16 protein-coding genes and 1 pseudogene are annotated in these 19,515 nt (G+C 60.8%); 8 read left to right on the forward strand and 9 right to left on the reverse strand.

The genetic code is table 11. The annotated features are described in order from the left end of the window. Window positions 1-70: 70 nt before the first annotated feature. From ABRP66_RS09690 to ABRP66_RS09700, 3 genes are all read right to left on the reverse strand, one after another. Window positions 71-928 carry a sulfurtransferase gene (locus ABRP66_RS09690; protein ID WP_349838627.1) on the reverse strand — a complete coding sequence of 286 codons (858 nt, stop codon included), beginning with the start codon at window positions 926-928 and terminating at the stop codon, window positions 71-73. Window positions 929-972: 44 nt separating this feature from the next. Then, window positions 973-3,528 (reverse strand): ATP-dependent chaperone ClpB, encoded by a 2,556-nt coding sequence (clpB, locus tag ABRP66_RS09695; RefSeq protein WP_284770430.1) that lies wholly within the window; start codon window positions 3,526-3,528, stop codon window positions 973-975. A 297-nt stretch (window positions 3,529-3,825) separates the two neighbouring features. Next, window positions 3,826-5,202, reverse strand: a complete 1,377-nt coding sequence (locus ABRP66_RS09700; RefSeq protein ID WP_284770429.1) for a sodium/glutamate symporter — start codon at window positions 5,200-5,202, stop codon at window positions 3,826-3,828. A gap of 131 nt (window positions 5,203-5,333) precedes the next feature. Here ABRP66_RS09700 and ABRP66_RS09705 point away from each other — a divergent pair. Both ABRP66_RS09705 and ABRP66_RS09710 read left to right on the forward strand, forming a co-directional pair. Beyond that, a pseudogene (locus tag ABRP66_RS09705) lies at window positions 5,334-6,477 on the forward strand (NAD(P)-binding domain-containing protein). A 57-nt stretch (window positions 6,478-6,534) separates the two neighbouring features. Beyond that, window positions 6,535-7,773, forward strand: a complete 1,239-nt coding sequence (locus tag ABRP66_RS09710) for an FAD-binding oxidoreductase (RefSeq protein WP_284783078.1) — start codon at window positions 6,535-6,537, stop codon at window positions 7,771-7,773. Here the strand turns inward: ABRP66_RS09710 and ABRP66_RS09715 are convergent. Next, window positions 7,770-8,585, reverse strand: a complete 816-nt coding sequence (locus ABRP66_RS09715) for a carbon-nitrogen hydrolase family protein (RefSeq protein WP_284850323.1) — start codon at window positions 8,583-8,585, stop codon at window positions 7,770-7,772. The genes ABRP66_RS09710 and ABRP66_RS09715 overlap by 4 nt on opposite strands. A 91-nt stretch (window positions 8,586-8,676) precedes the next feature. Here ABRP66_RS09715 and ABRP66_RS09720 point away from each other — a divergent pair, with 91 nt between their 5' ends. Both ABRP66_RS09720 and ABRP66_RS09725 read left to right on the forward strand, forming a co-directional pair. Further along, window positions 8,677-8,940 (forward strand): hypothetical protein, encoded by a 264-nt coding sequence (locus tag ABRP66_RS09720; RefSeq protein WP_284852373.1) that lies wholly within the window; start codon window positions 8,677-8,679, stop codon window positions 8,938-8,940. Continuing rightward, the gene (locus tag ABRP66_RS09725; protein ID WP_284853708.1) at window positions 8,937-10,115 is read left to right on the forward strand and encodes an alpha/beta hydrolase; all 1,179 of its coding nucleotides are present in this window, start codon (window positions 8,937-8,939) and stop codon (window positions 10,113-10,115) included. Before ABRP66_RS09720 ends, ABRP66_RS09725 begins: the two co-directional genes overlap by 4 nt. 44 nt (window positions 10,116-10,159) lie before the next feature. Here the strand turns inward: ABRP66_RS09725 and exaC are convergent, their stop codons facing one another. The 5 genes from exaC to dnaK form a co-directional block, all read right to left on the reverse strand. Further along, entirely contained in the window at window positions 10,160-11,680 is a 1,521-nt protein-coding gene (exaC, locus tag ABRP66_RS09730) for an acetaldehyde dehydrogenase ExaC (RefSeq protein ID WP_349838628.1), read from the reverse strand. A 412-nt stretch (window positions 11,681-12,092) separates the two neighbouring features. Further along, on the reverse strand, window positions 12,093-12,620 hold the full coding sequence (locus ABRP66_RS09735) for a heat shock protein transcriptional repressor HspR (RefSeq protein ID WP_284770423.1): 528 nt from the start codon (window positions 12,618-12,620) through the stop codon (window positions 12,093-12,095). Between the two features lie 20 nt (window positions 12,621-12,640). Further along, a complete protein-coding gene (gene dnaJ, locus ABRP66_RS09740) occupies window positions 12,641-13,846 on the reverse strand; it encodes a molecular chaperone DnaJ (RefSeq protein WP_284783087.1) in 1,206 nt (401 codons plus the stop codon). 98 nt (window positions 13,847-13,944) lie between these two features. Beyond that, window positions 13,945-14,667 carry a nucleotide exchange factor GrpE gene (gene grpE / locus ABRP66_RS09745; RefSeq protein ID WP_005279390.1) on the reverse strand — a complete coding sequence of 241 codons (723 nt, stop codon included), beginning with the start codon at window positions 14,665-14,667 and terminating at the stop codon, window positions 13,945-13,947. After that, on the reverse strand, window positions 14,667-16,529 hold the full coding sequence (gene dnaK / locus ABRP66_RS09750) for a molecular chaperone DnaK (protein WP_126319898.1): 1,863 nt from the start codon (window positions 16,527-16,529) through the stop codon (window positions 14,667-14,669). The genes grpE and dnaK overlap by 1 nt, the downstream gene beginning before the upstream one ends. A 467-nt stretch (window positions 16,530-16,996) precedes the next feature. Here dnaK and ABRP66_RS09755 point away from each other — a divergent pair, with 467 nt between their 5' ends. The 4 genes from ABRP66_RS09755 (at window position 16,997) to ABRP66_RS09770 (ending at window position 19,472) form a co-directional block, all read left to right on the forward strand. Then, on the forward strand, window positions 16,997-17,182 hold the full coding sequence (locus ABRP66_RS09755; protein ID WP_284770421.1) for a hypothetical protein: 186 nt from the start codon (window positions 16,997-16,999) through the stop codon (window positions 17,180-17,182). A 204-nt stretch (window positions 17,183-17,386) separates the two neighbouring features. Then, entirely contained in the window at window positions 17,387-18,565 is a 1,179-nt protein-coding gene (locus ABRP66_RS09760; RefSeq protein ID WP_284850320.1) for a sensor histidine kinase, read from the forward strand. A gap of 92 nt (window positions 18,566-18,657) precedes the next feature. Then, window positions 18,658-18,813 (forward strand): hypothetical protein, encoded by a 156-nt coding sequence (locus tag ABRP66_RS09765; RefSeq protein ID WP_023024136.1) that lies wholly within the window; start codon window positions 18,658-18,660, stop codon window positions 18,811-18,813. Next, on the forward strand, window positions 18,798-19,472 hold the full coding sequence (locus tag ABRP66_RS09770) for a response regulator transcription factor (RefSeq protein ID WP_284850319.1): 675 nt from the start codon (window positions 18,798-18,800) through the stop codon (window positions 19,470-19,472). The genes ABRP66_RS09765 and ABRP66_RS09770 overlap by 16 nt, the downstream gene beginning before the upstream one ends. Window positions 19,473-19,515 lie beyond the last annotated feature (43 nt).

Genomic DNA, 19,515 nt, shown 5'->3' on the forward strand with positions numbered 1-19,515 from the left:
CTCCCGATAATAATAGGTACCGGCAGCCCACGGTGCCGGTACCAGTCGGAATCGGAGCGATTAATTGGAATTAATCGTCAACCGAAGTCCTATCCCCGCGTTCCACTGGGTTGGTCGGGTCTGCAGACCACTGCGACCAGCCACCGATGTAGTGACGCAGGCCGGTAAATCCTGCGTCCTCCATCGCTGCGAGTGCCAGCGCGGAGTGGTTGCCCGAACCGGAATAGATAATTGCGTCCTTGGTGTTTTCCTGGGTCAATCCGGCAGCGGCCAGCACTTCACGGATTTCATCCGGCGACTTCAATGTGCGCACCCCATCGTTGTGGAAGAGGCGCTCGGGAACATTGACCGCACCCGGGATGTGGCCCGCCTTCAAGTCCAGGTTCTCGCGGCGGCCGGCAAAGCGGTTGCTCGAGCGCGTATCGATGAGCACGCCATCGTGCTTGCGGACGTCATCAACCGTGGCGGTAGGCAGCTGGCCGGGAGTGACCTCGAACGTCGAGCCGACCGCGATATTGCCCGGCCCCGTCAGGGTTTGGTAACCGTGCGCGAGCCAGTTTTCCAGACCGCCATCGAGGATGCGCACATCAGTCAGGCCTGCCCACCGCAGCGTCCACCACGCACGGCCAGCAAAAAGCCCGCGGCCCTCGTCATAGACCACCACGGGGCGGTCTTCCTGCAGGCCCCAAGAACGGATCCAGGACTGCAACTTATCTTCGTCCGGAAGCGGGTTGCGGCCATTGCGCGAGCCGGGAAGGCCGACGAAGGCCGCGCCGGTATCGCCAAATAGCGCGGTGGGAATGTGCTGGGAAGCAAAGTCGATGAAGCTTTGGCCCGTCTTGGGCTGCCAGTGGGTGCCGAGGAGGGTGAAACGATCGCCGTGGTAGATGGATTCTTTGAGTTCCTGCGGGGAAACTAAAATGCTCATGCCTTCCAGTCTAAAGGCATGAGCATTATTTTTCGCCCGGTAATTTAGCGAGCGGAGATATCCAGCTCCGCGCCGCCATCGGCGACGTCAACGTGGACGGTATCGCCATCGGCAATATCGCCAGCCAAAAGCTTCTTCGCTAGCTTGTCACCGATAGCCTGCTGGATGGTCCGGCGCAGCGGGCGGGCACCGTAGGCGGGGTCATAGCCGCGGTCAGCCAACCAGGACTTGGCGGAATCGGATACCTGCAGCGTCAGGCGGCGGGCCTCCAGGCGCTCGGTGAGACCGCGCAGCTGGATGTCCACGATGCCGCGCAGCAGCTCCTCCGACAACGGCTCGAACATCACCACATCATCGAGGCGGTTGATGAACTCCGGCTTGAAGGCACGCTTTACGGCCTCCATGGTTTCGTCCTTCGTACCGCCAGCGCCCAGGTTGGACGTCAAAATGATGACGGTATTGCGGAAGTCGACGGTGCGACCCTGGCCATCGGTAAGCCGCCCCTCATCCAGGACCTGGAGGAGGACGTCGAAGACGTCGGGGTGGGCCTTTTCCACTTCGTCGAAAAGCACGAGCGTATAAGGCCGACGCCGCACGGCCTCGGTGAGCTGGCCACCGGCTTCGTGGCCGACGTATCCCGGAGGGGCACCGACGAGCCGGGAGACGGAGTGCTTCTCGCCGTACTCGGACATATCGATGCGCACCATGGCGGATTCATCGTCGAAGAGGAAGTCCGCCAGCGCCTTAGCCAGCTCCGTCTTACCCACGCCGGTAGGGCCGAGGAAGAGGAAAGAGCCGGTCGGGCGGTTGGGGTCAGCCACGCCCGCACGGGAGCGACGCACGGCATCGGAAACAGCGGTCACGGCCTCGCGCTGGCCGACGACCCGCTTGCCCAACACCGCCTCCATGTTCAGCAGCTTCTCGGTCTCGCCCTGCAACATCTTGCCGGCGGGAATGCCGGTCCACGCGGAGACGACCTCCGCGATGGTATCCGGGCTGACCTCCTCATCCAGCATGGTATTGCGCTGGGCGGCGGCCTTTTCCTCGGCTGCTGCCAGGTCCTTTTCCAGCGGTGGGATCTTGCCGTAGTTGATCTCGGAGGCTAGGGCGAGGTCGCCATCGCGCTCGGCAATTTCTGCTTGGCGGCGGAGATCGTCGAGTTCTTCCTTGATATCCTGCACGTCATCGATGGCCTTCTTCTCGTTGGCCCAGCGCGCCTTGAGCTCGCCGAGCTTTTCGCGCTGGTCCGCGAGCTCGCCCTGCAGGGCGGCCAGGCGGTCCTTGGAGGCGGCGTCGGATTCCTTCTTCAGCGCGAGCTCCTCGATCTCCATGCGGCGAACGATGCGCTCAAGCTCATCGATTTCCTGCGGCGAGGAGTCGATTTCCATGCGCAGGCGGGAACCGGCTTCATCGACTAGGTCGATGGCCTTATCCGGCAGGAAGCGGTTGGTGATGTAGCGGTTCGATAGCTCCGCTGCCGAAACCAAGGCCGAGTCCATGATGCGCACGCCGTGGTGTACCTCGTAGCGCTCCTTGAGCCCGCGCAGGATACCGATGGTGTCTTCCACGGACGGCTCTGCAGCATAGACCTGCTGGAAACGCCGCTCGAGGGCGGCGTCCTTTTCGATGTACTTGCGGTACTCATCCAGCGTGGTTGCACCAACGAGGCGCAGCTCACCGCGGGCCAGCATGGGCTTGATCATGTTGCCGGCGTCCATGGAGCCTTCGCCGGTAGCGCCGGCGCCGACGATGGTGTGCAGCTCATCGATGAAGGTGATGATTTCGCCCTCAGACTGCTTAATCTCATCCAGAACCGCCTTGAGGCGCTCCTCGAACTCGCCGCGGAACTTGGCGCCGGCGACCATAGAGCCGAGATCCAGGCTGATAAGCGTCTTGCCCTTCAGGGACTCGGGGACGTCGCCAGCCACGATGCGGCGGGCCAGGCCCTCAACGATCGCAGTTTTGCCGACGCCCGGCTCACCAATCAACACCGGGTTATTCTTCGTCCTGCGCGAAAGCACCTGGACGACGCGCCGGATTTCCTGATCGCGCCCAATGACCGGGTCGATCTTGCCCTCGCGCGCCCGCGCGGTGAGGTCGGTGGCGTACTTTTCCAGGGCCTGGAATTGGTCTTCCGGGTTCTCCGAGGTCACCTTGGCGGCCCCGCGCACGGAGGGGAAGGCGCCCTTAATGGCGTCGTAGGTTGCGCCGCGGCCGGTCAGCAACTCGGCAGCGTCGGTCTTCGAACCGGCGATGGCGGCGAGGAGGACTTCGGTGGACACGAACTCATCGCCAAGCTCGCCCGCCAATTCCTGCGACTTGGTCAGTACGTTCAGGCCATCCCGGTTGAATTGCGGGTTAGACATATTGGCGCCCTCGGCGCTGGGATAAGAGTTAACCAGCTCGCGCGCTTCCTTCAACACGGTATCCGGGTCAACGCCGGTGGCCTTAAGCACCGGCTCGGCGATGCCGCCTTCCTGCCCAAGAATGGCCGCCAGCAAGTGCGCCGGGCGGATATCCGGGTTGCCATTCGCGGACGCGGTCTGCAGGGCTTCCTGCAGCGCCTCTTGTGTCTTGGTGGTGGGGTTAAAAGAACTCATGTGTACGTTTCTCCTTCTAAGATTTATTCATCCATTTTAAGGATTCACTTGGTATAACGCACATAAAGTTGAGCCTATTCCACTCAACCCGAACTTTTTGAGTCCATCCGGCTCAACTTTCCGGTTTCTGCCACAACAGCCCTACCGAAGTCCGGCCGGCCCAGTAGTGGGGGCGCACGGTGTAATCGAGGTGGGGGCTTAGGGGCCCGGCAAGCAAGCGAATTGGCTGCACGCCGAAGCCGGGCCGCCACACCAAAAATGTGGGAGCCCGGCTTGCACAGAGTGGATTTGTGAAGGCTAGGTTTCTTGTTTCTGGCCCACGTGGCCGATGCCCTCTTTGAAAATCGTGCCGCGCGGCGGAAGCAAGCCCATGAACTTGAACGTCAGGTACACGCCGATGGAAATGGCCAGCGAGACGGCACCGAACGCGCCGGTAAACCCGTACATCACGGCCATCGGCGCGATGATGGTCCACGAAATCTCGAACGGGCCGAAGCCGATGTAGGCCATGCCGTATTCGGAAAGCGTTCCGGATTTCAGCTTCGGATCGACGATCTTAAGCACGGCGATGCCGGTAGCCACGGTAGCCGTCGCCCAGCCCCAGCCGAAGATGCCGCGCTCGATCCAGCGCTCGCCAAAGAACTCGGCGGGGAACCACATCAAGAAGAACGTACAGAAGATGGTGCCCAGAATGAACAGGACCAGCAGCGCCTGCCAGTAGGAAGCGATAGCGGCAGGAACAATGGCGGCCACGCCGAAGGCGATGAGGTAATCGGTAGCGGCACCGGAGATGGAGGATACGGAATCCTTATCCAGGTAATCCTCGGCGCCGACGAAGTTCATGATGGCGCGGAAGATGAGGCCGATAACCATGGACATCGCAAAGAGCGGGATGGAAACATTTTCCCAAATGCTAGAAATGCCCTTATTGACGCCGTACGCCGTCATAACCGTGAGGATGATGAAGCCGAAGTGCAGCGCGAGCGGCTCGATGGAAGAAGGGTTGGTGGTCGCGCGGCCCAGAGAGGGGCGCTCATCCAGGTTCTTGATGTAGCCGCGGCGAATCTCTTCCGGTAGCTCCTTGGGGACGTAGGACACCTTGCCCTTGCGGATGCCCCAGTTACCAGCGATGACACCGCCGATAATCGCGGCCAGGGTGCCGACGGTCGCGGAGGTAAAGCCCAGGGACGCTGCCGCTTCGGCGCCGACGCCCTCCAGCGCGCCACCCACAGCGGCGGCCGTGCCGAAGCCACCGGTAAAGCCAACCGGCAGCATCATGCCGAACCAGTTGGGGGTATCAAAGACTGGGGCGAAGAAGAGCAAACCCAGCACGATGAACAGACCCCACTGGCCGGTAAACATCATGGTGGAATAGCCCCACATATTGCGCGCGCCCTTGCCCATGTTGCCGCCGACCTCCATGGAATACGCCATCGAGGCAAAGACCACGGCGATCAGGATTGAGGTGTAGTCGCCGAGGTTATCGGAGAAGTTGATCCACCCCAGCACGTTGGGCCCGACGAGCAGGCCGATTAGGCCGGCGGTAATGGGGGCAGGCAGCAATAAGTCCTGGAAGATAAACTTCACTTGGTGGCGCAAAATATTGCCGATGACCATGAGTAAGGAAATCCAACCCACGTCCAGCATGAGCGTATAAGCGGAAAAATCTTCCATGGGAATCCTTTCTAGCTGTGCAGTTATGGCAGGTCGCTCACGTGCAGCGAGCGCGCAGATAAAAAGTACATTACATATCATGTAGTGAGCCACAACATACGGCGGATTTTCACCCCCGCTACAATGGCACGGTGGAGCACTACCTCAGCATCATCATCGGCGCGGGCCAGGCAGGCTTGGCGACGGCCCACCAGCTCACCTCCCGCGGCCTTATCCCCGCCCAAGACTTTTTGCTTATCGATGCCAACCCCGCCCCCGGCGGCACCTGGCGTCACCGGTGGGATTCCCTGACGCTAGGAAAGGCCCATAACATCGCGAGCCTGCCGGGCATGCCCGCCCCGCTTGCCGATGCCTCCTCCCCCGCCTCCCACGTAGTCGCCGCCTACTACGGCGCCTACGAGGACAAGTTCCAACTGCGGCCCTACCGCTCGGCGCGCGTCCGCAGCGTCCGTGCCCTGCCCGGTGGGCCCGGTGCGCGCAATGAACGCGGCGCGTTTCTCGTAACGTTGGAGTCCGGCGAGCAGTTTTCCGCGGACACCATCGTCAACGCCACCGGCACGTGGGATAGGCCGTATATTCCTTATATTCCGGGCATCGGCAGTTTCGGCGGTCGCCAACTGCACACCAAGGACTATTCGGCGGCGGAGGATTTTGCAGGCCAGCACGTGTTGGTCGTCGGCGGTGGGCTATCCGCGGTGCAGTTTTTATTGGAATTTGAGGGCATCGCCCAGACCACTTGGGCTACGCGGCGGGCGCCGGATTTTACGAATACGGAGTTCGATAAGCAGTGGGGTTTGGATGTGGAAAAGAAGGTCCGCGAGCGGGTCTTTAGCGGCAATCCACCGGCCTCGGTGGTCTCGACCACCGGGATTCCGCCCTGGCAGGAATATCTGGATGCGGTCGAGCGCGGCGTTTTGGTCTCGCGCGGCATGTTCGATGCCATCGATGCGACCGGCGTGCGGTTTGGCGGGTCTGCGAACGGCGGGGCTGTGGGGGGCATCGGAAAGCATGGCGGCATGGCAGCCGTATCCGGCGGGCACCCACTTGGCGGTGGACGTCATCTTTTGGAATACGGGTTTCCGCCCGGTGCTGGACCATCTGGCGCCGTTGCGCTTGCGCTCACGCAAGGGCGGGATTGTCATGCGCAACGAGGTCTCGCCTGTGGCGAACCCGCGGGTCTTCCTCGCCGGCTATGGGTCGACCGCCTCGACGGTGGGGGCGACGCGCGCGGGGCGCTTGGCGGCGCGCGAGGTTATCAAGGTGCTGGGTCTGTAGCCCCGGGGCCAAAATGCGCGCGCTAAAAGGCAGGAAAGCACACTAGGATGGGAAACCATGTGGGAATTGGGCGAGCACTTCCGGAAGTATGCAGACGACTACCGTAATGCGGTGCATGAGCAGTTTTTCCTCATGGTGCCGGAAGCGCGGCAGGTCTTTTCCCTTTCTATGCAGGACACCCACCGGTCCATGGTGCATGCATTGGCGTGGGTGATTGAACACGCAGAGCCCAGCAGCGCCGGTGCGAAGGCAGGGTCCGGGGTTGGGGCTGCGCTGCCCGAGGCCGTCCGGGAGAAGATCGCGCAGCTCGGCCGCGATCACCGCAGGCACGGCTTCCCGGCCGAGGTCTATGCGCGGTTCGAGAAGGCGCTCATCAAAGGCCTGCGGGTGTTGGCGCTGACGCGGTACCAATACGACTTCGCCTGCGCCGTCATCCACCAGGTCTGCGAGGAGATGGCCAGTGCGGCGCGCGAGGCGGACTTGGCTGGGGAGGCGCCGGCGTATTCGGGGCAGGTGGTCGCGGTGGATCGGCCGACGCGCGAAACCGCGGTCATTCGCGTCGAGGCAGGAATGCCCGCAGCCTTCGAGCCGGGGCAGTATTTCCCCGTTACCACCCAGTACCTTCCCGGCCAGTGGCGGATGCTCACCCCCGCGCAGCCAAGCGATGCCACCGGCCAGCTGGTCTTCCACGTCGCCGCGGTGGGCGCGGCCTCGCGGTCGCTTGCGCATACCAAGCCAGGCGATTGGTGGACATTGGGCCGGCCCACCGGCTCCATCTGGCAGGACCTGCGCGCGTTGCGCGGCGGCAGGTTGGTCATCCTGGCCTATGGCACGGGCTGGGCGGCGGCGCGGTGCTTGGCGCTGGCGGCGCGCCAGGCCGCGGATGCGGGCGAGGAGGGCCTCGCGAAGAACCTGGCCCTGCAGATTTTTGCCGTTGCGGATAGCCCCGGCGCGCACTATGACACGCACTTCCAGCAGAACCTTGCGGCCCTCTACCCTGATCTCAGCCTGCGCCGCATCATCCGGCAAGAAAACGACCCATGGTTGCTGGGGGCACGGCCGCTTGCCGATGCCGCCACCCACACCCTCTCCCCCGACCCGACTGATGTAGTAGTCAACGAGGCCGAGTTATCCACAGGCGCGTCCACCCACTTCGCCCTCTTCGGCAGCGCCGAGGAAGTGGCGGAAGCGAGGAAGGGGTTGGAGAAAAGGGGCATCGGCAAGCAGTGGATCTTAAGCCACAGCTGGGGCCGCGACCGAGAGTGGCTGCCGGAGGATTATGCGGCGCAGTCTTAGTCGTTAAGCTCTAGCACCGGCAGGGAGCGGCGCGTCTTCGCTACTTCTTGCGGGTCGATGTCGGCGTAGAGGATTTCGTCTTCGTAGCCGGCCTCGGCCACGCGCACGCCGTTGGGATCGACGATGGTGGAGTGCCCGATGCCGGTCGGGCCCGAGGGCGATCCGGCCTCAGCGTTGCCGCCTGGGCGGGATTGGCCCGCGGCGAGGATATAGCTGGTGGAATCCAGCGCCCGCGCGGCCGTGAGCAGGCGCCACTGCTCCAGCTTGCCGGGGCCATCTGCCCAGCTGGTGGGGACAACGATGAGCTGCGCGCCCTCGCGCGCCAAGTCCTTGAACTGCTCTGGGAAACGGATATCGTAGCAGACCACGACGCCGACGGTAAGGTCATCAACGTCGAAGGTCACCAGGGACTCCCCGGGCTGCACCGTATCGGATTCGCGGTAGTCAAAGGCATCGTAGGTGTGGATTTTCTCGTAGCCGCCCAGCACGCCTGGGCCTGCGACGAGCGCGGTATTGGATACGCGGTTGATGGTCTTGTCCTCGCTCTCGATGGTATCGGCTGGGCAGAACATGCCGACGACGACGGTGACCTCCAATTCCTCCGCCGCTTCCTGTATCGCGGTGGCGAACGGGCCTTCGAGGTTCTGCGCCTGCTCATCTAGGCGTCCCGAGCGGAAGTTCTGCGAGGTGGCCTCGGGCAGCACGATAAGGCGCGCGCCCGCCGCCGCGGCCTCGCGGATTTTATCCAGGGCGAGTTCTTGGTTTTCCTCGATGCTGCCGGTGGAGGTCAATTGCACTGCTGCTACTTTCATAAATCCCAACTTAGTGCAGCGTCACCTAGTTATCCACAGGTTGGCGGTTTTGCCCTCGCGGCTACAGCCCGCAGCGGCCACGCTTAAAGGCATGAGTTATGTAGATATTCCTGAACACCTTCCCGCACATGTACGCAGTTTGAGGGCGCGGCCGGCGGCGGCGTTACCGGAGGCACACTTAAGCGTAGCCTCCCGGACGTCTGCCGCCCTCCAGCGCGCGGTGGCGCAGTGGTCCGAGACGCAGCAACTTAGCGATGCCACCGTTTCCCAGCACCTGCGCAGCCTCCACTCCTTCCTAGACCGCAGCAGCGCGCTCGATTCCTCACTGGCTGCGAACTTGGGGAGGGCGCGATGATTTTATCCACTGCCCTGCGCCACAGCGCTGCGCAGCTTACTGCGGATCACTCTGGACTGCAGAATCACTATGTGGACTCGCACCACGATTGGCGGTCGCTATCGCTGGGTGGACCCGCGGGCGTGGCGGCGCGCTCCAGTTTGGCGGAGGCCACCGAGTGGCTGAGTAGCCCGCTTGGGGAAATGGACCGAGTCATTGAAGTACTCGACCGGCATGCGGACCTGCAGGCCTGGCGCGAGGGAGTGGAGGCGCGGATCATTTCCTTTTTGGGCAAGGTCGATGAGTTTTCTGGCCCCGCCGCGCTGGCTGGTGGCGTGCTGCTGCGGGAGGTGCGCGCGCTTGGCGATGCCCTCGATTGGCTCTGCGCCCAAGAAATCGACGCCCTCTGCACGCCCGCCGGGGTGGAACCACCGCAGCGGCTCGAGGATTTTGCCGATCTCCCCCTCGATACCATCCACGAGATCAGCCTCGCCCAAGCCAGCGACCGCGTGGCGCAGCTGGCCGCGGATAACCCCGATATGCGCATCGTCGAAACCAGCCCCGGCCGGCTGGTAGCGCTGGTGGATCCGGAGGGTTTTCGCACGGAACCCGCCTCCGTCACCACATTCGTTGAAGGCGTGCATTCCTCCGACCCCACCACCTGGCAGCGCGCCGTGGACCGCGGCCGCAATATTGCCACCGCAAGCGGTGGGCCGGCCGCCGTGTGGTTGGGTTACCAGGCCCCGTCGAGCTTGCCGCGCGCCGTGCACGCCGATCCCGCGCGTGCGGCGGGGCAGGAGCTGGCGCGGTTTCAGCGGGGCATCGGCAAGCGGTATCCGGGCGCAAAACGAACGGTGGTGGGCTATTCCTATGGCTCCGTCGTGACCGGATACGCGGCGCGCGAGAAGGAAATCGCCTCCGATATTGTGCTGGTGGGAAGCCCCGGCACGAGCGCCCAGCATGCCCGCGAACTGCACGGCACCGTGTGGGCGGCAACCAATGACAATGACCCCATCGCTATCGCGACGGGGCCACTGAGCGGAATCCACGGCCCGGATCCCACCGTTCAGTCCTTCGGTGCCGCTCCCCTCCCCGGCGCGGATGGCCTGCCCGGGGACCACGGGTCTTATTGGGAGGACCCGCAGTTTCTGCGCGGACTAGGCACGGTGGCTGCCGGGGAATCCAGACCGGATTAACGCGGGCTGTGGGGGCGCCGGTTGTGGGAACGCCAGTTGGGGGCTTAGAACAGGCCTGCGGGGGCGTCCGAGTACGAGACCAGCATGTTCTTGGTTTCCTGGTAGTGGCCGAGCATCATCAAGTGATTCTCGCGGCCCAAGCCGGATTCCTTGTAGCCGCCGAAGGCGCTGTGTGCCGGGTAGTCGTGGTAGTGGTTGACCCACACGCGGCCGGCCTGAATATCGCGCCCGGCGCGGTAACAGATGTTTTGCTGGCGCGACCACACGCCGGCGCCCAAGCCGAAGTTGGTGGTATTAGCGATCTCTATGGCCTCGTCGTAGTCCTTGAACGTCGCTACAGAGAGCACCGGCCCGAAGATTTCCTCCTGGAAGATGCGCATCTCGTTGCTGCCCTTAAATACCGTGGGCTCGATGTAGTAGCCGTTTTCGAGGCCCTCGACCTTGTTCACATGGCCGCCGGTAAGCGTTTCCGCGCCTTCTTCTGGGCCGATCTTGAGGTACTCGGTAATCTTGTCCATCTGCTCCTGGGAGGCCTGGGCGCCCATCATGGTTTCGGTATCCAACGGGTGGCCGATCTTGATCTTCTTGACGCGTTCGATGGCGAGCTCTAAGAACTTATCGGCAATATCCTCATGGACCAGGGCGCGCGATGGGCAGGTGCAGACCTCGCCCTGGTTGAGCGCGAACATGACGAATCCTTCGACGCACTTTTCCAGGTAGGAGTCATCTTCATCCATGATGTCCTTGAAGAAGATGGACGGCGATTTACCGCCGAGCTCCAGGGTGACCGGGATGACCTTGTCTGCGGCGGCCTTATTGATGAGCTTGCCCACTGGGGTGGAGCCGGTAAACGCAATCTTGGCGATGCGGTCCGAACCCGACAGTGCCGCACCGGCTTCCTCACCCACGCCGTTGACGATATTGAGTACGCCATCTGGGAGGAGGTCACCGATGATATCCATGAGCAACAAAATGGATGCCGGCGTTTGCTCCGCAGGCTTGAGCACGATGCAGTTACCAGCGGCTAGGGCCGGTGCGATCTTCCAGGAAGCCATGAGCAGCGGGAAGTTCCACGGGATGATTTGGCCAACCACGCCGAGCGGCTCGTGGAAGTGGTAGGCCACGGTGTCTTCGCTGATCTGAGACAGGCGGCCCTCTTGCGCGCGGATGGCGCCCGCGAAGTAGCGGAAGTGGTCAACGGCCAGTGGGATATCGGCGGCCAAGGTCTCGCGGACGGCCTTGCCGTTTTCCCAGGTTTCCGCAACGGCGATCTTTTCGAGGTTCTCTTCAATCCGGTCCGCGATGCGGTGCAACAAGAGTGCGCGCTCTGCTGGAGTTGTCTTGCCAAAGGTTGCAAACGCCTTTTCCGCGGCATCGATGGCCGCATTGATATCGGCTTCCTTGCCGCGGGCCACCTGACAAAATACTTCACCGGTCACGGGGCTGATGTTGTCCATATATTCGCCATCGACTGGCGGTACCCACTTGCCGCCGATGTAGTTGTCATAGCGGTCGCGGTAGTTGACGATGCCCCCTTCGGTTCCGGGTGCTGCGTACAAAGTCATGATGGTGGTGTCCTCTCGTGCAGAAAGTTCGACTGTGGGGTTTGCCGTGTTTGGCGCGTGCCACTACAGGTGTTCTACCGTGTTGTAGCTCACCTGCTTTCCCGTCATAGTAATGCACTTTTTTGCATTTCGCACTAAATAGGGGTGGGAAATTAACATTTCTTCACAGACCAAAGTCTGGTTGTGCGGGTGCACCAGCGTCCGGGTGAGGGTGCAGCGGCCTGCGAGAGGGCGCGGGAACGGTAGGGGCCGATGGATCCCGAGAGGTCACCGCGTGTGAACCGAGAGAGCGAGGGACTCTTGGGCAGCAATAAACCCTCCATACCCGTGCGGGCGCTAGGCCGCGGCAAAGGTTTGGAGGGTTTAAATTGAGGTTTCTCGTCCGCAGGACGAATTAGGCGGTTTAGCTGGTTTAGCCGCTGCCGTTTCGGCGGTTGCGCTTGCGATCGCGCGCGGTGCGCGGGCTCCACATCACTACGGAGGTAGACCGCGGAACGTGGACGAGCTCACCGCTGCGTTGGGAACGCCCCGGGACCTGCGAGCCTTGCGGACCTTGCGCGCCGCGGGTGTACTGCCCCTGTGCTTGGGGGTGTTGTGCCCCCGAGCGCTGCCCGGCAGCAAGCTGATCGCGGAGGGCACGGACTTCATCGGCAAGCGCATCGCGCTCGGCCTCTAGCTGGTCGCGTTCTTCGGTTAGCTCGATGATGGATTTGATGCCGGCGAGATTGACTCCATCGTCTTGCGACAGCGCCTGAATCTTGCGGAGCAATTCAATATCGCGATCCGAATAACGGCGGCCCCCGCCGCGGGTGCGGGCCGGGGAGACCAAACCCATGCGGTCATAGGTGCGCAGGGTTTGGGCGTGCATCCCGGAAAGCTCGGCAGCCACGGAAATGACGTAAACGGCGGTGCCGGAGCCTTCTGCCTTTCCAGTACTCATTGTGCAATGCACCTCCTGCCTTAATTGCTCTCCGCGCCGGCCCAGCCTGCGCGGGGATTAAAGCCAGAGTCCTTTTCGGCTTGTGCATAGGTGCGCAGGGCGCTGGAGGCCGCTGCATCGAGCTTGGAAGGCACGGTGACCTGCACGCTCACCAAGAGGTCGCCAGCCTTGCCGGCGCGCTTGGCAATGCCACGCCCACGCACGCGCAAGGTGCGGCCATCCGGGGTACCTGCGGGAATCTTCACGCGGACCGGGCTGTCCAAGGTGGGAACCGTGATGGTGTCACCAAGGGCGAGCTCGGCAAACGAGACAGGGACGGTGATGTGGATATCGTCGCCGTCGCGGGTAAAGACCTTGTCAGGCTTGACGGTAACCGCAACGAAGAGGTCACCGGCCGGGGTGCCATTCGGTCCAGCCTCGCCTTGGCCAGCGATGCGGACCTTTTGGCCGTCAATGACGCCGGCGGGGATACGGACCGTGATATTCCGGGTGCGGTGCACCGTTCCGGAGCCGTTACAGTCTGGGCACGGATCTGGGATGCGGCGGCCCGTGCCATCGCAGTCCTTGCACGGGGCGGAAAAACCGAACGCACCGCGGTTTTCCGAGGTGTACCCGGAGCCATTGCAGGTACCACACGTTGAGGTCTTGCCGGAGGAAGAACCCGAGCCGTGGCACGTGGTGCACGGCGCGTTACCGCTTAAGGCCAGCGGGATGGTGGTTCCCTTGGCGGCCTCGCGGAAATCGAGGGTTATTTCCGTTTCGACGTCGGCCCCCCGCGACGGTTTAGCTGAGTGGCCAGCACTACCGCTGCGGTTGAAAACGCTACCGAAGATATCCCCAAAACCGCCGCCTTGAGACGATCCTCCAGTGGCTCCTCCGAAGAGGTCCGAGAGGTCGAAGTCTTGCGCACCTTGTCCACCCATGTTCGTGGATCGAAACCCGCCGGGAAAGCCGGCGCCTCCGTTCCGTCCGAAGCCACCGCCGTTGCGCAGCATGGCCTTGAACTGGTCGTATTCCTTGCGTTCGGAGGCATCGGAAAGCACATCGTATGCTTCCGCAACCCGCTTGAACCGGTCCGCTGCCGCGGGGTCATCGGGGTGGGTATCGGGGTGGTTTTCGCGGGCAAGCTTGCGGTACGCGCGCTTGATCTCGCTTTGGTCTGCGGACGAGGAGACCCCCAGATCCGCATAATAATCTTTGTCTGCCCATTCGGGTTTAGCGCTCACTGGGCATCTCCTCCTTTCAAGAAGAATCGGTTGTAGTTAGTAAAAAGGGCGCCAGGGGAAGTTGAACCAGTCAGTTCCCAAGGCGCCCATTTCCCGGATTAATCGGCTTGTTCGGTGCCTTCCGAACTGCCGGAATCCTCACCGGGGTCCGCGATGATAACCAGCGCGTTGCGCACCAGCCTCTCACCTACGCGGTAGCCCTGGCGCAGCACGGTGCCAAGCACCTGCTCATCGCCGGAGGACAAATCTTGCACGGCCTCATGCATCTCTGGGTCGAAGGGTTCCCCCTCTTCACCAAAGGCGGTGAGGTTGTGCTGCTCTAGGCCCTTGCGGAGCTTATCCGCAACCGCCTTGAGCGGGCCCTCCAGGTCACCGTGCTGCTTGGCCAAATCGAGGTCATCAAGAACCGGCAGCAAATCACTAATGACCTTTGCCTTCGCGGTCTCGATAACGGATTGGCGGTCACGCTCGGTGCGGCGGCGGTAGTTGGTGTATTCCGCATTCAGACGCTGGAGGTCTTCCGTGCGTTCTGCCAACTGCGCTTCCACATCGTTGGTGGCAGCACCGGTGGAGGTGGGCTCATCGCCCTCCGCCTCGGCTTCGACCTCATCGGCGTTGACATCAGCCAGCGCGTCTTCGAGGTCAGCATCAAGGGTGGGATCCAACTTCGCTTCTTCGGAGGCATCAGCCTGCGCGTCGTTGGCAGCCTGTGCCTCCTCGGCCTTTTCGGCGGCAGCCTCAGCGCGGTCAGCCGAGGTAGCCTCCGGATCCGTGTTTTCCGGGTCGCCTGGGTTTTGCGGCATTCCGCTGTCCTGAGTCATTACTTGTCGCCATCCTTGTTGTCGTCGGAGTTCTCGTCTTCGTCCACAACTTCAGCGTCGACCACGTTTGGGTCACCCTGTGCGGCGCCAGCATCAGCAGCACCCTCAGCGCCACCCTCGGCAGCCTGTGCCTCGTAGATCTGCTTGCCCATCTCCTGGGATTCGGTGGACAGCTTCTCTACTGCGGACTTGATGGCATCGAGGTCATCGCCCTTCAGCGCCTCGTCCACGGCGTCAGCAGCCTCGGTGACCTTGGTCTTGGTGTCCTCAGAGACCTTGTCCTCGTTGTCCTCCAAGAACTTGCGGGTCTGGTAGGAGGTGGACTCTGCGTTATTGCGCAGTTCCTGCTCCTCGCGACGCTTCTTGTCTTCCTCAGCGTGCTGCTCGGCATCCTTGACCATGCGGTCGATCTCTTCCTGGGAAAGGCCAGAGCCTTCCTGGATCTTGATGGTGTTTTCCTTGCCGGTGCCCTTGTCCTTGGCGGTCACGTGGACGATGCCGTTGGCGTCGATGTCGAAGGTGACCTCAATCTGGGGCACACCGCGAGGTGCCGGTGCGATGCCGCCGAGTTCGAAGGAACCAAGCAGCTTATTGGCGGTAGCCATCTCGCGCTCACCCTGGAAGACCTGGATCTGCACGGAAGGCTGGTTGTCTTCTGCGGTGGTGAAGGTCTCGGACTTCTTGGTCGGGATGGTGGTGTTGCGCTCGATGAGCTTGGTCATCACGCCGCCCTTGGTTTCAATGCCGAGGGAGAGCGGGGTCACATCGAGAAGCAGCACGTCCTTAACCTCACCGCGCAGCACACCTGCCTGGAGGGCAGCACCCACTGCAACGACCTCGTCCGGGTTAACGCCCTTGTTCGGGTCCTTGCTGGTCAGCTCCTTGACCAGGTCAGATACGGCCGGCATACGGGTGGAACCACCGACCAGCACAACGTGGTCGATATCGCCAACGGAAAGGTCAGCATCCTTGATGACCTGGTTGAACGGAGCCTTGGTGCGGTCCAGCAGATCCTGGGTGATCTTCTGGAACTCGGTGCGGGTCAGGGTCTCGTCCAAGAACAGTGGGTTCTTGTCGGAGTCAACGGTGATGTAAGGCAGGTTGATGTTGGCCTGCTGGGAGGAGGACAGCTCAATCTTGGCCTTCTCTGCAGCCTCGCGCAGACGCTGCACGGCGCGCTTGTCCTTGGTCAGGTCAACGCCCTGGGAGCTCTTGAAGCGGTCAACCAACCAGTCAACGATGCGCTGATCCCAGTCATCGCCGCCCAAGGTGTTGTCACCTGCGGTAGCCATAACCTCAACGACGCCATCGCCGATTTCCAGCAAGGACACGTCGAAGGTGCCGCCGCCCAAGTCGAAGACCAGGATGGTCTGCTCTTGCTCGCCCTTTTCCAGGCCGTATGCAAGTGCGGCCGCGGTGGGCTCGTTGACGATGCGCAGGACGTTCAGGCCGGCAATCTGGCCAGCTTCCTTGGTGGCCTGACGCTGTGCGTCCTCGAAGTATGCAGGGACGGTAATAACGGCGTCTGTAACATCCTCGCCCAAGTAGGACTCTGCATCGCGCTTCAGCTTCATCAGCGTGCGAGCGGAAATCTCCTGGGAGGTGTAGTCCTTGTCATCAATGTTGACGGTCCAGTCAGTACCAATGTGGCGCTTGACGGAGCGGATGGTGCGGTCCACGTTGGTCACGGCCTGGTTCTTGGCGGACTGACCAACCAAGATTTCGCCGTTCTTAGCAAACGCTACAACGGAAGGCGTGGTGCGGGAGCCTTCGGAGTTAGCGATAACGGTGGACTCGCCACCTTCCAGTACGGAAACGACGGAGTTCGTCGTACCCAGGTCAATACCTACTGCGCGTCCCATGGTTCATTCTCCTTTTTATCGAGTGCAGTTAATAAAGTTGATTGTCGGTGACTCAACTTCTCGTTGCGTCCGTGCGCTACTCTAACAGAAGTTGCGAACTCGTTCATAAATTCTTGAGCCCGTGTCACTCAATCTTCATAACCTCCCACACTCAAATCTTATTCCCACCGACTCAACTCTCCTTAAAAACTATCCCCCTTTTCCCAGTTCTTAGCCTCAAACCCGTGTCCCTCTTCTACATCAAGCTGGAGCGACCCACCTTTTGAAAAACAAACTCTGCCACACCCAAAAGCTACCCAAAGGGTCGTAAAAAGGTGGCCAAAAGTTACCTCACAAAGGATCCAAAAGAGGCTTGGCAGGCGTATTTAACTCGCACATACTGGAAACCACAGCAGTCACTGATGTGGTTGCTACCCAGAGAGAGATTGATTTGTAGTTTCACTCCGCCAACTCGAAAGGAAACACCGATGCTCGGTACCCTCGTAAACCTCAGCTCCGCCCTCGACTTCGAGGCAATCTTCAAGGCCATCAAGGGCATTGCTGAACTGTCCTCCGAGTCCAACTCCGACTCCGCAGGCCTGTCCTCCGTATTCGAGGGCCTGTCCTCCAAGGACAACGCTGACGCTGCTACCGAAGCCGCAGCTAACGCTTAAGTAAACCTTCGCGTTTACACTCCTTCATGAAGACCGACTAAACCCCGCACTTTTCCATGCAGGTTTTAAACCTCGCACCGGAAGGTGCGGGGTTTAGTTGTTTTCATTTGCTGGTTTCACGCTTCCAGGCCTTAAGCTAGGTGCGAGACGCCACAAGCCCTTTCATAACTATTCAGTCTGAGCACCAAAGAAGCGCATTCCACCGTGACTTTCACCCCACCACCTCCATTTCGCCACCGCCTTCGCGCGGCGATGACCCTACAGCGCACCGCAGCGCTGATCGCCATCATTTGCTTGGCCCTTACCCTTTTCGCCGCATTCCTCACCCCAACTAAACACCAACTTTCAGCGGCAATTGTCGGGTTAATTTTGACGGCCATCACTACATCTGCCTATCGGTACCCGAAGACAATGGCAGTGGGTTTTCTGGCAATTTGGATTATTGCCATCCTTACCGTGGGAATCCCCTACGCCAGTTCCGTTTTCTTAGCCCCAGTATTCCTTGCCGTATTCGCTTTCCACAGCACCAAATGGCAGTCGATTCTTCTTTGCGTAGTGTTTTGGCTGGTAGGGCTGGTAGATCCTAGTACGTTGCGGCTAGTCCTCAATCCAACACCGGCACTGGTCTGGGGAATTTTCTTGGTCATTAGCACCTTCATCGGCAGCTCACTTGCCCATTCCGCACGGCGCTATAAAACCGCCATGGTGGAGTGGAATAACGATGTCAAGCGCCGACAGTCCGACCTAGCTGAAACCCTGCATAACTCGGTAATTTCCAGCCTTACCGTCAATACCATGCAGCTAGAAGCGCTCAGCTTGGAATACGCCAGCACACCGGAGCTCAGCCGCCGCCTCGATGAATTAAGCGATGCAATGCGCTCGTCGATGTCTGAAATACGAGCTTTAACTAAAGTCTTGCGTTCCAATATTGACGGCATCAACGACGAATTCAGTTTTAAACAAGCCGCACGCCCTACAAGCCTTGCACAGGTACTGGCCTGGGAAGAAGGACAGCTATCAAAGCTCAACCGCACTCCAATTATCAACGTAAGCGGAGAAGATTTTTGCCCCCAGTTTTCCCCCTCTGTTCTTGACTCGGTCGTAGCCATCACCAGGGAGGCTTGCCTCAACGCCGTCAAGTACTCGCCGCCTGGGGCGGAAATTACCGTATCGGCGCAACCGCATTTGGGATGGACGATCCTTACTATCTGCAACCCTATTGCCAAGCCAACGAGCACCACACCGGAGACCTCCTCCGGCATAGGCATTAATTCGATGGCGCGCCTCGCAGCAACTATCGATGCCCGGTTTGAAGCCGGTCAGGTCGACGATCACTGGGAGCTCACGCTGGCACTGCCCCCATCTGCGCATGAACAACGTTAGTTTGTTCACCTTCACTGGCAGCGCCACCATTCCTTTACTACACTTACGTATGTTTCTTATAAATCCGGTTTTTATATAAAAGGAGTCGTGCCATGCAGGCTGCTCTCGCTAGCTTTCTCACGCCCCTCATGCTGTCCGCCTCTCTCTTCGGCGCAGACCTCACCCCAGGCGATCTCCCACAAAATAACAAGTACGAGTCTTCGGCAGAGCTCGTCTTTGGCTGCCCAGCCCCATGGTGCTTCAAGTAAAGACTTCGCTGCTCTTAGTCGATGATGATCCACTGGTCATCGAGGCACTCGGCCACTATTTCGCTGCGGCCGAAGATATGGAAATCATCGCCGTCGCAGAAAATGGGAAAGCCGCATTACAGCAGCTAGAACAGCACGATGTCGATGCCGTCATCGCGGATATTCATATGCCGGAGATGGACGGCACAGCGCTGCTGCGCGAGCTAAATGAGCTGCCTAATCCGCCGGTATTTATTGCTATGACTGCAATGGATAATGACGACACCCTAAGGGAAGTCCTATCCAATAAGGCGGCAGCCTATATCCTCAAAAGCTCGAAGCCAGCCTATATCTTGGACACGGTACGCGAGGCCGTCCGCGGTGGCACGGTCGTAGCTCCCCAACCATTAACGCGCTTATTCCAACAAATGCCCGAGTGGAGCGAAAACGATGCTCAATCCCCGTCTGCGGTTTCCGCCCCTGAGCACCATATTTCGCCTGCTCAAGCGCAGATTCTCGATTTAGTGTGCGAGGGAAAATCCAACGAAGAGATCGCAAAAAGCACCCACTATGCTCCGGGAACGGTAAAGAAATACGTGTCTAGCCTGCTAACCGAATTTCACGCCAAGTCTCGTCTTGAACTAGCGGTCAAAGCACTAAAAGCGGGGTACGGCAAATAGCTGCATAGGCGCGAATGGCGCCCGCCTCCCCCCAATCGTGGCC

This window comes from Corynebacterium sp. KPL2680, from assembly GCF_040225675.1.
Lineage (GTDB): Bacteria > Actinomycetota > Actinomycetes > Mycobacteriales > Mycobacteriaceae > Corynebacterium > Corynebacterium rhinophilum.